Annotated in this window: 14 protein-coding genes; 6 read left to right on the top strand and 8 right to left on the bottom strand. The window is 45.7% G+C overall.

Annotated features, from left to right (window positions below):
* Positions 1 to 3: 3 nt before the first annotated feature.
* Positions 4 to 1,164: a sodium ABC transporter permease NatB gene (gene natB / locus NYE53_RS01615; protein ID WP_021481867.1), complete on the bottom strand. Its 1,161-nt coding sequence runs from the start codon at positions 1,162 to 1,164 to the stop codon at positions 4 to 6.
* A complete protein-coding gene (gene natA, locus NYE53_RS01610) occupies positions 1,165 to 1,905 on the bottom strand; it encodes a sodium ABC transporter ATP-binding protein NatA (protein WP_015252894.1) in 741 nt (246 codons plus the stop codon).
* Between the two features lie 143 nt (positions 1,906 to 2,048).
* Between natA and natR the strand changes: the two genes are divergently transcribed.
* Positions 2,049 to 2,750 (top strand): two-component system response regulator NatR, encoded by a 702-nt coding sequence (natR, locus tag NYE53_RS01605; RefSeq protein WP_003234759.1) that lies wholly within the window; start codon positions 2,049 to 2,051, stop codon positions 2,748 to 2,750.
* A gap of 12 nt (positions 2,751 to 2,762) precedes the next feature.
* A complete protein-coding gene (natK, locus tag NYE53_RS01600; RefSeq protein ID WP_339246880.1) occupies positions 2,763 to 3,719 on the top strand; it encodes a two-component system sensor histidine kinase NatK in 957 nt (318 codons plus the stop codon).
* Positions 3,720 to 3,758: 39 nt separating this feature from the next.
* Here natK and NYE53_RS01595 read toward each other — a convergent pair whose 3' ends face one another.
* Positions 3,759 to 4,835, bottom strand: a complete 1,077-nt coding sequence (locus tag NYE53_RS01595; RefSeq protein ID WP_339246877.1) for an SEC-C metal-binding domain-containing protein — start codon at positions 4,833 to 4,835, stop codon at positions 3,759 to 3,761.
* A 234-nt stretch (positions 4,836 to 5,069) separates the two neighbouring features.
* Here NYE53_RS01595 and NYE53_RS01590 point away from each other — a divergent pair, with 234 nt between their 5' ends.
* Positions 5,070 to 5,453: an RDD family protein gene (locus tag NYE53_RS01590; protein WP_339246874.1), complete on the top strand. Its 384-nt coding sequence runs from the start codon at positions 5,070 to 5,072 to the stop codon at positions 5,451 to 5,453.
* Between the two features lie 37 nt (positions 5,454 to 5,490).
* On the opposite strand, the gene lipA is transcribed toward NYE53_RS01590, so the two are convergent.
* A complete protein-coding gene (lipA, locus tag NYE53_RS01585; RefSeq protein ID WP_015715191.1) occupies positions 5,491 to 6,129 on the bottom strand; it encodes a lipase LipA in 639 nt (212 codons plus the stop codon).
* Positions 6,130 to 6,291: 162 nt separating this feature from the next.
* Positions 6,292 to 7,419 carry an asparaginase AnsZ gene (gene ansZ, locus NYE53_RS01580; protein ID WP_339246871.1) on the bottom strand — a complete coding sequence of 376 codons (1,128 nt, stop codon included), beginning with the start codon at positions 7,417 to 7,419 and terminating at the stop codon, positions 6,292 to 6,294.
* A 217-nt stretch (positions 7,420 to 7,636) separates the two neighbouring features.
* On the opposite strand from ansZ, the gene lmrA reads away from it, so the two are divergent.
* Positions 7,637 to 8,203 carry a transcriptional regulator LmrA gene (gene lmrA / locus NYE53_RS01575; RefSeq protein WP_122894980.1) on the top strand — a complete coding sequence of 189 codons (567 nt, stop codon included), beginning with the start codon at positions 7,637 to 7,639 and terminating at the stop codon, positions 8,201 to 8,203.
* Between the two features lie 38 nt (positions 8,204 to 8,241).
* The gene (gene lmr(B) / locus NYE53_RS01570; protein ID WP_032728901.1) at positions 8,242 to 9,681 is read left to right on the top strand and encodes a lincomycin efflux MFS transporter Lmr(B); all 1,440 of its coding nucleotides are present in this window, start codon (positions 8,242 to 8,244) and stop codon (positions 9,679 to 9,681) included.
* A 43-nt stretch (positions 9,682 to 9,724) separates the two neighbouring features.
* On the opposite strand, the gene NYE53_RS01565 is transcribed toward lmr(B), so the two are convergent.
* Positions 9,725 to 10,837, bottom strand: coding sequence for an aminotransferase class V-fold PLP-dependent enzyme (locus NYE53_RS01565; RefSeq protein ID WP_339246868.1), 1,113 nt, complete (start codon positions 10,835 to 10,837; stop codon positions 9,725 to 9,727).
* Between the two features lie 78 nt (positions 10,838 to 10,915).
* On the opposite strand from NYE53_RS01565, the gene pcp reads away from it, so the two are divergent.
* Positions 10,916 to 11,563 carry a pyroglutamyl-peptidase I gene (gene pcp / locus NYE53_RS01560; RefSeq protein ID WP_339246866.1) on the top strand — a complete coding sequence of 216 codons (648 nt, stop codon included), beginning with the start codon at positions 10,916 to 10,918 and terminating at the stop codon, positions 11,561 to 11,563.
* Here pcp and tatC read toward each other — a convergent pair.
* Complete coding sequence (tatC, locus tag NYE53_RS01555) at positions 11,560 to 12,288, bottom strand: twin-arginine translocase subunit TatC (protein ID WP_339246863.1); 729 nt, start codon at positions 12,286 to 12,288, stop codon at positions 11,560 to 11,562. The two genes, pcp and tatC, sit on opposite strands and share 4 nt — an antisense overlap.
* Positions 12,289 to 12,348: 60 nt before the next feature.
* Entirely contained in the window at positions 12,349 to 12,561 is a 213-nt protein-coding gene (tatAD, locus tag NYE53_RS01550; RefSeq protein ID WP_003223835.1) for a sec-independent protein translocase protein TatAD, read from the bottom strand.
* Positions 12,562 to 12,568 lie beyond the last annotated feature (7 nt).

Here is a 12,568-nt window from a genome sequence, read left to right as displayed (position 1 = left end):
AGTTTATTTTGGAAGAACCCATTTGTCTTTCAGGAAGCAGGCTCTGGCTAGTAAAAAGAAGATGGCGATGAGCACGGCGATGGTTCCTGACGTAGACAAAATGGCAGCCGGGTCAACCATCCCGAATAAAAGCTGTTTAAATAACGCATGCAGGTTCAGAAACGGGATGAGAAAGTATGATAAGTCAAATTGGTTCGGTGCCTTGCTGAAGATGAAAAACATCGGGAACACAGGCAGAAAGACGACGAGAGACATATAGCTTTGCGCTTCTTTTACCGAGCTGGACATGATGCTGATGAAAAGCTCCATCGCAGAGATCAGCAATGCAGAGAGCACAATGATTAAGGCTGAAGCGCCGATTACACTCCACATATGATCTCCCAGCTGGAAGGCCGTTTTTAAATTTTCGGTAAATAACACGGTGGACAAAATCAAAAACACCAAAGCCAATACACCTGAAGCCACGGCAAAAGTGGAAACCGCAAGCCACTTGCCGACCAGCACTTTGTTTCTGCTGACTGGCGTTAATAGCAGCGCCTCGATTGACTTCCGGTCCTTTTCACCGGCCATGATATCAAGAGCGATCGGCATTGCGCCGGAAACAATGGAAGTCAGAATCAGCATGGGCAGAATGGCGGAAAGCATAATAGCGGAAGTCCCTTTCTCCTCATCCGCTTCCTTTTGCTGAATCGTAAACGGCTGGATCACCGATTGATCAATATGCTTATTTGTTAAACGTTGCTGCACAATTTCATTTTTGTACTGATCTAAGGCAGACTGCACAAGCTGCATGGCATTTGACGACCCTTGATCGATTGAATTGCCGTAAACATCAACCTTAAAAGGTGTCATGCTGTTGACATATGAGTCGAACTCTTTCGGGACGTTCAGATAGGCATCTGCTTTTCCTTCATCAACTGCCTCTTCAGGCTTTGCAAATGTTTTTACGCTGATTTCGTCAATCTCATTAAGCTTGCTTTCCAGTGCGGGCGGAAGCGAATGGCCGACAGCCAGCGTGTACTGCTCCCCTTTGTCGGACAGCATGCTTTCATAAAAGAAGACAAGTCCAAGCATCATAATCATCGGCACTAAGATTGTGAGTAAAATCGTTTTTCTGTCGCGCAAAGCGTCGATCATTTCTTTTTTATAAATATGGCTCAGCATTTAAGAAATCCCCCTGACAAGCTTAGACATAAAGATGTAATTCAAATCCTCACTGCGCTCGCTCTCGTATAGTGATTCAAGCGCCCCTCGGTAAATCACCTCTCCGCTGTGAATCATGATGACACTGTCACAGAGCGCCTGCACTTCCTCCATAATGTGGCTGGAGAAAAGAATCGTTTTTTGTTCTCTTTTCAGCTGCTGTATAAATTCGCGGAAGATGTTGCTTGACGTAATATCAAGCCCAGTTGTCGGCTCATCAAATAAAATGATGTCCGGATCGTGAATCAGCGCTCTGGCAATGGCGACTTTCTGCCTCATGCCTTTCGAAAACCCGCCCACTCTCCGGTTCATATAATCGCGCATGCCGAACCTTTTCGATAAATCTTCTATTCTTGCTTTGATCTCGTGGCGGTTCAGCCCATACAGCCTGCCGAAGTATTGGAGATTTTCTTTAGCGGTCATCCTGTCGTAAAGCCCGGTTTCTCCTCCGAATAAGACACCGATTCTTTTTTTGACTTCAGCCGGCTGCTTGACCGTGTCAAAGCCGTCTACTGTGATTACACCCTGTGATGGTTCAAGCAAGGAAGCAATCATTCTCAGCATCGTTGTTTTGCCGGCACCGTTTTCTCCGAGAATGCCGACGACTTCTCCTTTTTCAATTGTTAAGCTTACATCTCGCACCGCTTTGACTACTTTTTTCTTATCCTGAAACCTGCGGCTGCAATCGGTCAGTGTAATCATGTCACAATCTCCCTTATCTTTATTTCTAGTAATGACTATATACGAAAAGCTGGATTAGTTGGATAAAGTTGTCGCGAAGAGTTCTTTTTATGTCGCGAAATGGGATAGAATAAAGATGATTCTATGTAACTAGGGGAATGATAATGGTAAAAGTCGGACTTGTAGATGATTATCGAGTAGATTTAGAGAAGCTGGAAGCGATCGTGTCCAGAATGCAGGACGTCGAAATTGTCTTTTCCACCGATTCAGCGAAGGAAGCCTACAGGCGGGTAAAGAACGGAGACATTGATCTGCTGCTTGCCGATATCGAGATGCCCCATATGTCTGGCTACGAGCTTGCTGATTTGATCAAATCCCATTCACTTGATGTGGATGTGATTTTTGTTACCGGTCACGGCGGTTATGCGGTTCACGCCTTTGACCTGAACGTCCATGATTATATTATGAAGCCGTACTATGCCGACCGTCTGGCCGCTTCCTTCGACCGGTACTTGAAAAAGAAAACGGAAACGAGTTTGAATGGGCGTATATTGATAAAGCAAAAGTCTGAAATGCACGTCCTGCAAAAGAAGGATATTATTTTCGCAGAACGGACGGGACGTTCGACGACGATTGTGACAACCGCCGAAGAGGTGCAAACGTATCAAACATTAAATGATATTAAAGGCGACCTGCCCGAAAAAGATTTTCTTCGTTCGCATCGTTCCTTTATTATCAACATTCATTACATAAAGCATTTTTCTGCTTATACCAAGCATTCATTCACAGTTTCTTTTGAGGGAACGTCTAAAAAAGCGATGATCACCAAGCAGCAGCTTGATTATTTTCAAAACTACTATTTTTGAGGAGTTTAGTACGTGATTACCCTTTTTCAATGTCTTTATCTGATTTTATTTAGTTTCATATGTTATCAGGGAGCTGCTGCTCTTTCACACAGCGCAGCCGTCTCTTGGCTCACCGCTGTTTTAGGCGCAGCTGCTGCAGGATTGTACATTTGGAAAACGAAGCGGGTGTGGAAACACTGTTCCTCAGGGCTTTGTGCATGGATTGCCGTGATTCAAGTGATGTCGGCGGGAGTGGTGCTGATCGGCACAACCATCATGCCGGCATTATGTGTAATCGCGATATTTGCAGGGTGTGAAGGGCTCCGTATCGGACAGTCTGCTTTGCAGGCAAGGCTTTCTGATCAAATTGATAAGCTGACTCAGGCTGAACAGCACGCCAATCAAATGCTGATTGATGTGAGAAGCCGGAATCATGACACAATGAAACATATCACTGCAATCAAATCAGCTCAGCACAAGGCAGATACACAAGCATATATTCAAAACTGGGCGGATCAATACAGTCAATATGACCGTTTTTTGAAAGGAGAGAACGCGTACGTTGCAGGAGTGCTTTATGATTTTTTAGAAAAAGCCCGCGCCTCGAATGTGAGTGTTTCGCTTCATATGCATACACCGCTTTCTTCCCTTCCGTTTTCGCCTGCTGATCAGGTCAGCTTAATCGGCAACATATTAGAAAACGCGCTCGACAGCGCGGCGGAGACCCGAGAAAAAGCAGAGATTAAACTGGAGACTTCACTGCGCAGCGGACTTTATGTACTGACTTGTGAAAACAGCACTCCCGGGATGGCCCCAAAAGTGCTCGATACAATTTATCAATCGTTTGGCCGCTCAACGAAAAACGGCGCTCATGAAGGCATGGGCACATATATCATTCAAAAACTGGTGAAGAGCGCTTTTGGCAGGCTGGATTTTACCTACCGCCACCCCGTCTTCCGGTTAGAAATCAAAATTCCGTTTCAGAAATAAAAAAACCTTGAAAAGCCTGGCTTTTCAAGGTTTTTTTCATTATGAGGATAACGCTTGTGCAAAACGATCTGCTTCATCTTGCAGCGTGCTTTCAATTTCTTTGTAACGGCTGGAAATGGTTGATGCGCTGACGCAGTATTTTTTCGCCAGTTTAGCTTGAGAAACGGACGCGCCGTTAAGAGAAATCGCGTTTACATAATATTCAACTGCCGCCGCAAAAGCTTCGGGCTTTCTGATGACAGGTGATTTTTTCTCGCAGAATGTTTTCCAGATGTCAATAACAGCTGGGATCAATTCAGTCGGATACTCTTCCCCGCTCATGCCTTCTTCAATAGCCGCAGCGGTTTCTTTCTCCAAGTCGTTTGCCCACTCAACAGTGCTTACTTCCGCTTTCTCTGCTTGTGGCTCTTCATCTTTCTCAGCTAACAACGCGAACAGAACGTTGTTGAATTCCTGCTTCATGAAGTCCTCCGGCGTTTTGCCTTCCTTCACAGCGGCATCCGCATATTTCTTCACCTTGCTGATCAGCGCTTCTGTTCTCTTCACCGGGAAGATCGTGAACTGCATGAAGAATTCTGCTTTTTCCGCTTCGTGGATTGGGTATCCAAGAATCAGGCTTCCCACTGGAGGAAGGTCTTGATTGCTGGCGTCCATTTCCACTTCGAATTGTTTTGCCGTAATGACATCTTCAAAGTGAATGATGCCTTCCTTCAGGTCCTTCAGCAGCAATAAAGCAGGCGTCATGCTCTGCCATGATTCTACGATCTCACGCGTTTTCGGACGAGTGATCGAATCGCCTTTTTTCTGAAGGTACTCTTCGAAGATTGTCTTCTCACCAGCAAGCGGATGGAAGAAGATTCCCCAGATACCCAAGTTAAATACGCTGATGTCTTTCGTCTGTCTGTCCATAGCAGAAAGAAAATCATGCTGGTTGATAAAGCCTGAAATGCTTTCTCTATGTACTGTGAAGGCATACTCCACTAAGTCTTCCTGAATTTGTTTAGCTTCTTTTGCCGCTAGTTCCGCCGGGAAGTCGACAACTTTACTTCCGCAGCATTTTTTATATTTCTTGCCGCTGCCGCATGGGCAAGGGGCATTTCGTTTCACTTTTCCCACAATAAACCCTCCGAATTCTGTTGTAACTTTTCTATTTTAACAAAAATAACTTCTGAGGGCTTGGTTTCGGGCTAAAAAAGAATTTGGTAATGTGATAAGCTGGCTGATTATGCCAATTTACCTATGACATTTTCACCAACTTTTGTGATTTAAGGCTTATCACCTATTCCCACTTTAGGCCCTTCTTTTTTACAATCATTAGGTGTTTATTTAACATTTTAAGGAGTGTTTCTATTGGAACTAGCTGGTTTCATGCTGCGCGCCTGCGCTCTTTTACTTGATGTAATCATTGCCGCAGCAGTGATTTTGGCAGCCGGATTTACGTTTGGCGACGGCTCCGCAGGCGTCATTATTGTCGCCATACTCATGTTGCTTGTGTATCCTTTGCTGATGCCGCTGACAAATTGGAAGGGCACACTGGGCAAAAAAATCATCGGACTGCAAATCGTAAGAGACGAAACACACGAGAAAATTTCTTTCCTACAGGCGATTGTCCGTTACATCATAGCGTGGGTGCATGTATTCTCCCGCCTGATCTATTTGACTGCCGCATTTACGAAGAAAAAACAAACCGTTCATGATATGGCGGCGAAAACCATTGTGCTGAAAGCAGAATAACCTTGAAGAATAGGACTCTTCAAGGTTATTGATCTCATTAGTTTGTATTCTGGCCCCCGCCGTTCAGCCCTTCTTTAATCAGGCTGTTGACTTGGCTGCTGTACAGAAGGCCGATGTGTCCAACGCCATGGATTTGAACGTTTCTAGCACCGTCTAATCTTGATAAATAATTCATGACAATCATATCGGCACTGCTGTAAATGGATGTGTATAAAATCTTTTGATTTGGATCTGTTCCCGGAAGCGCCTTGCCTGTCGTCAAACGGTTGGCGCCGCCAAGCGTCACGACGTTTTCAACTTTATTTCCGCCGTCCAGATTTTTTATGTAGTAAAGTGTGTTCGCGCCCCCCATGCTGTGAGCGACAATATCCACTTTTTTCGCACCCGTTTCATCTAAAACCTTTTGCACAAATCGTGATAATACCGGGCCATTGTTATAATTTGTGCCTGTCTTGTCCCAAAAATCAACTGCATACAGCTTGTCCCGCGACCAGCCCTGAGATACGAGATAGCTCTTAATTCCCGCAAAATTGAATGATGCCCCTCCAATACCGTGAACCATAACCACTGGATTGTGTTCAGCGGCTTTTGCTGACGGCTGCAACGCAAACAGCGATGTAACAGACAGCATCAAAATTGTTACAAGTGCAATGATCCTTCTTTTTACAAATTTCATAATATCCTCCTTTTTTTGTAACAAATTCTCCAATTATATTACGTTACCAAATTAATTAAGTAAAGGGTAATTTTGGCTTATTTTTAAAGAAATTTTAAGATTCAGAGGTCATTATTGGTCCTAAAAAACTAAAAAAAAGAAGGCTTATTCGCCTTCTTTTCTTCAATACTCATTGAAATAAGCTTGGATTTTTTGAGGATCATTTGTTTTGGTAAGCGCAAGCATCAGCAACATCCGTGCTTTTTGGGGGTTTAAAGAGTTCGATGCCAGCAGGTCCTTTTCCTCATAGTCTTTGTTTTGCGTCACGACACCATTTCCCGTGCGGGTAGAGCGCACCACTGTGACGCCTTTTTTGACTGCGCTGTCCGCTCCTTTTTCGGCTGCATCAGATAAAGACCCGTTCCCAGAACCGGCAAATACAATCCCCTTTGCTCCGGCTTTTACTGCAGCGTCAAACAGGTAGCTTCCGTCATTTTGGTATCCATAGATAATGTCAACCTGCGGCAGCTCATCAAGATTAGAAACCGAGAAATCCGTGTCCTTCGTATGCTTACGGGTAATCTCATTATTAAAATAGATATCATCTGCAATTGTTCCGACGAAGCCCATTTCTTCTGATTTAAATGTATCTGTTGTGGTTGTGTTTGTTTTGGTGACATATCGGGCTGAGGCAATTCGGTCGTTAAGAACAACAAGCGTCCCTTTCCCTTTTGCCTCAGGGGCACCTGCCACTTTCACTGCATTGTACAGGTTAGAAGGCCCATCAGCGCTGATGGCTGTGGAAGGTCTCATCGAACCGACAATAACAACCGGTTTATCACTTTTCACGGTAAGATTCAAAAAATAAGCGGTTTCCTCCAATGTATCTGTTCCATGAGTCACGACGATTCCGTCTACATCATCTGAAGCGAGCAAGTGGTTGATGCGTTTCGCCAGCTTCAGCAATATTTTATTATCAATATTTGTGCTGCCGACGTTAACAATCTGCTCGCCGCTGACGTTTGCAATGTCCTTCATTTCTGGAACTGCCTCGATCAGTGATTCAATGCCGACAACACCTGCTTTATATTCAGTTGTTGAGGTTTTCGATTGATCGGCACCAGCTATCGTGCCTCCTGTCGCTAAAATTCTAATATTCGGCAGATCCTTTTTTTCAGAGGCAGAAGCCGAAGAGACTTTTTGTGTCTGCGTTTTTTCTTTCGGGGATTCTTTTGTTTCAGGAGAATGTGAACATCCGGTAAAAACAAACAATAGTGCGGTAAAAAGTACAAGCATTCGTTGTTTTTTCATCTATTTCTCTCCTTACATTCTTATGATAGTTAATCATTCAATATTTTGTATATTCAGTCAAAATATGCGTCAGCTTTTCTCTCAGCCTTTTTCACTTGTAATATCCTTCTTTTTTTGTCTTTTCATACAATGAATTTTTCTTGACAATTGATGATTGAATCAAGATAATAGACCAGTCACTATATTTTTGATTGCAATTCAGTAAGGTGGGAATGTTATGAGTTATGGAGATTCCCGTGAGAAAATCCTTTCGGCAGCTACCCGGCTTTTTCAGCTGCAAGGGTATTACGGCACGGGGCTGAACCAGATTATAAAGGAAAGCGGTGCGCCTAAAGGCTCTCTTTACTACCACTTTCCCGGGGGTAAAGAACAGCTTGCGATCGAAGCCGTGAATGAGATGAAGGAGTATATCCGTCAGAAAATCGCGGACTGCATGGAAGCCTGCACCGATCCAGCGGAAGGCATTCAAGCCTTTTTGAAGGAGCTCTCCTGCCAGTTTTCATGTACGGAAGACATTGAAGGCTTGCCTGTGGGCTTGCTAGCGGCTGAGACGTCATTGAAAAGCGAACCGTTGCGCGAAGCCTGTCATGAAGCCTACAAAGAATGGGCCTCTGTGTATGAGGAAAAACTGCGGCAGACTGGCTGCAGCGAGAGGCATGCAAAAGAAGCCAGCACTGTGGTTAATGCGATGATTGAAGGCGGCATCCTTTTATCTTTGACGGCAAAAAACAGTACGCCGCTCCTTCATATCTCCAGCTGCATTCCTGACCTGCTGAAGAGATAAAAAAACGACATACTACATGCAGTTGATAGAGAGGGGAAATGATTTTGGAAACAACAGCTAAAGCATCTCAGCAATACAAAGTGATGCCGATTATGATTTCCTTGCTGTTGGCCGGTTTTATCGGCATGTTCAGTGAAACAGCGCTGAATATTGCGTTAACCGACCTTATGAAGGAATTGAACATTACAGCGGCAACCGTCCAATGGTTAACGACGGGCTACCTGCTTGTACTCGGTATCCTTGTTCCTGTTTCAGGACTGCTGTTGCAGTGGTTCACAACAAGACAGCTTTTTACCGTGTCACTAATCTTTTCAATTATAGGAACTTTGATCGCGGCACTCGCGCCAAGCTTCCCGTTTTTATTGGCGGCAAGGATCGTTCAGGCACTTGGAACCGGTCTTTTACTGCCCCTAATGTTTAACACAATCTTGGTGATTTTCCCGCCTCATAAACGGGGCGCCGCAATGGGAACGATCGGTCTTGTCATTATGTTCGCGCCCGCCATCGGCCCAACTTTCTCAGGATTGGTTCTGGAGCATCTCAACTGGCACTGGATTTTCTGGATCTCTCTTCCATTCCTTGTGCTGGCGCTTGTTTTCGGTATCGCATATATGCAGAATGTATCTGAAACGACAAAGCCGAAAATCGATGTATTGTCTATCATCCTGTCGACGATTGGCTTCGGCGGCATTGTGTTCGGATTCAGCAACGCGGGTGAAGGCTCTGGGGGATGGTCCAGCCCGACTGTTATCGTGTCGCTGATTGTCGGCGTTGTCGGCCTTATCCTATTTTCAATCCGCCAGCTGACAATGAAGCAGCCGATGATGAACCTCCGTGCGTTCAAATACCCGATGTTTATTTTGGGTGTGATCATGGTGTTCATTTGTATGATGGTCATTCTGTCATCTATGCTGCTTTTGCCGATGTACCTGCAAGGCGGCTTAGTCCTGACGGCATTTGCATCTGGTCTTGTTCTCTTGCCGGGCGGTATTTTAAATGGATTTATGTCCCCTGTCACAGGCCGCTTGTTCGATAAATACGGGCCGAAATGGCTTGTCATTCCGGGATTTGTGATTGTCACAGTTGTACTATGGTTCTTCTCAAATGTAACGACCACTTCAACAGCTGTGCTGATTATCATCCTGCACACCTGCTTGATGATCGGGATTTCTATGATCATGATGCCTGCACAGACAAACGGTTTAAACCAACTGCCGCGTGAATTTTATCCAGACGGCACCGCCATTATGAACACGCTGCAGCAAATGGCCGGCGCTATCGGAACAGCGGTTGCGGTCAGCATTATGGCTGCAGGCCAGCATGATTATATGAGTACAGTTAAAAACCCTGCCGATCCGGCAGTCATCCCGCAAGCTTTGACAGCGGGTGTACAGCACGCATTTGTGTTTGCAATGATTGTTGCCATTATCGGTTTAATTGGCGCTTTCTTTATGAAGCGCGTGAAGGTAGATCATTAATATAAAAAGCCTCTGACCTAGTGTTCAGGGGCTTTTTTTATGTTTACTTGTAGATCATTTTCGCCACGATTTCATCAATCGCGTGCCGCATTTCCTCCTTCGTATTATAAAAATGGGGAGCGAGACGGATAACATTTTCCCGCGGTGCGCAAATCACTTTTTTCTTCTTCAGCAACGCCGCCGTTTCCGATGCCCGCTCATCCCGGATCGCAACCATGCCCGGCTGACCCCCACCTTGTGCCGCCGCCAGCTGCAGGCCTTTTTCAGCGGCATATTGAACTGCATCGGCACAGATCGTTTTCACATGATCCCTGATATGAGAAACCCCAATATGATTCAGCAGCGATAAAGCCGCTGCAGCTGCGTATACGCTGATAAAAGCTGGGGTGCCCGTTTGAAAACGGCGCGCGTCTTTTGCATAAACCCCATCAAATCCGTTCTCTCTGCCGAACCAAGCTGATGCTTTCGGCTTCAGTGCGTCAGCCAGCTCCTTTCTCACATAAAGAAACGCCACACCCGGTATGCCGAGCAAATACTTCCGGGTGCCTGCTGCCAGCATATCTACGCCCCATTCCTTCACATCAATGGGAATATGCCCGGCTGATTGATAAGCATCTACAAACAATAAAGAGCCCTTTCTCTGAGAAATCTCGGCAATCGCTTTTATATCCTGAACATAGCCGTCACGATAATGAACGTGAGGAACACACGTCAGTACTGTTTCATCCGAAATATGCGTTTCATACTGTTCAAGCGGCAGCACGCCGTCTATTGATGGAATGACGGATACGGTATAATCGGAGTGTGCCTGCCAAACATGAGGCACCGCCGGAAAATCCATATCTGTATATACAACGTGCTTCTTTCCAAATGCAGTTAAGGACGATGCTACAGAAACCAGCGCATCAGAAACTGACGGCACAATCGCCACTTCATCCGGTTCAGCCCCGATCAGCTTTGCAAACTCGTTTCTCGCAAACTCTGTTTTTTCGATCGCTTCTTTCCAGTTCGTCCCCATATACAGCAGGCTATCATGATAATCCTGGATCGCCCTTGATACTGGCTCTGCCAATGCGCTCTGAGAACAGCTGGCAAGCATCGTATGCGTCTGCAAGGTTGGGAATAAATGACGATACTGATGCGGCAAATGCTCCATTATGATTCACTCCTTTACATTATTTTGATGAAAAACCCATAAATAAACAATAGAATAAAAGAAAAAGGAGATGGGAGAATGAGAAAAAAAGTGCTGATCACTGGCTTTGACCCTTTTGACAAAGAAACCGTCAATCCATCATGGGAAGCGGCGAAACGGCTTAATGGCTTCGAGACAGAAGAAGCCATTATTACAGCGGAACAAATTCCTACTGTCTTTAGATCCGCTCTGGGGACTCTGCGCCAAGCCATTCAAAAACATCAGCCGGATATCGTAATTTGTGTCGGCCAAGCAGGAGGACGGATGCAGATTACACCGGAACGAGTGGCGATCAACCTTGCAGATGCGCGAATCCCCGATAACGAAGGACATCAGCCGATTGATGAAGAGATTTCTCCAGATGGGCCCGCCGCTTACTGGACAGGGCTTCCCGTAAAACGAATGACTGCTAAGATGAAGGAACACGGCATTCCAGCTGCGGTTTCCTACACAGCGGGGACCTTTGTATGCAACTATTTGTTCTACGGGTTAATGGATCACATTAGCCGGACATCCCCGCACATTCGCGGCGGTTTTATTCATATTCCTTACATTCCGGAGCAAACAATCGACAAAACAGCGCCGAGCCTCAGCCTGGACATGATTGTCCGGGCATTGAGAATCGCCGCTGTTACGGCCGCACAATATGATGAGGATGTGAAGTCACCGGACGGTACGCTGCACTAAGCGGCCGCCGCTGTTTCTTCCCTCAGCCTCTTTTTATAGACAAACGCCGATAGGGTGACACTCACTTCAAACAGGACAAGAAGCGGGATTATCACGAGAAAATCAGAAATAAGATCAGGCGGTGTAATCAATATGGACACGACAATCAGCAGAAAATAGGACAGCTTTCTCGCTTTGGCCAATCTGTAAGGATTTAAGATGCCTAGCCTTGTTAAAAACATCACCACCAAGGGCATCTCAAACAAGAAGCCGAACGGCAGGCTCAAATTCACCATAAACCTAAAGTAGCGGTCAGCCGTAAACATCGTTTCAAAGTGGCCGGAGGATAAATGAGTCAAAAAGCTGAGCACGATCGGAAACAAGACAAAGTATCCGAAGGAGATGCCCGCCAAAAACAACGCAAATAAACCTGGTATGTACATGAGCGTCACCTTGCGCTCCGTTTTCGTCAGCGCCGGTGCAACGAAACGCCACAGTTGGTAAGCGGCAACAGGGATAGAAGCCGCAATGGCACAAATGCCGGAAAGCATCATATACACCCAGAGGATTTCACTCGGCCCAAGCACAGCCAGCTTTCCATCCAAATCCCTGATCAGCCAGTCATAAATGTCCTGTACGAACAAAAAAGCCGTGATGAGAAATAGAAAAAATGCCGCCAGGGTGACGATAATCCGGCGGCGAAGCTCTTCTAAATGCCCGATCAGATGGGTTTCTTTTTTATCCATTCAAAAAAGCCCTCCCTTTCATAAAAAAAGAGGCAGACCCGGTGTCTGCCTCATCAGCATTCAGCCCGCGTTTTTGTCCTGCTTTACCGCTGTCAGCTCAGCTGATTTCTCTTCTTTTTCATCACCAGACACAAGTGATTTTGTGGCGCTTTTAAATTCCAGCAGTGTCCGTCCGGCGGCACGCCCGATTTCCGGCAGCTTGGAAGGGCCAAAAATAATGAGGGCGATGACGAAGATCAAAATCAAGCCCGGTATTCCAATGTTTGAAAACATAATTTCC

The organism is Bacillus sp. FSL R5-0523, assembly GCF_037975295.1.
GTDB lineage: Bacteria > Bacillota > Bacilli > Bacillales > Bacillaceae > Bacillus > Bacillus subtilis.
Note: the sequence above shows the minus strand (reverse complement) of the source record. Positions and strands in the feature narration are given on the sequence as shown.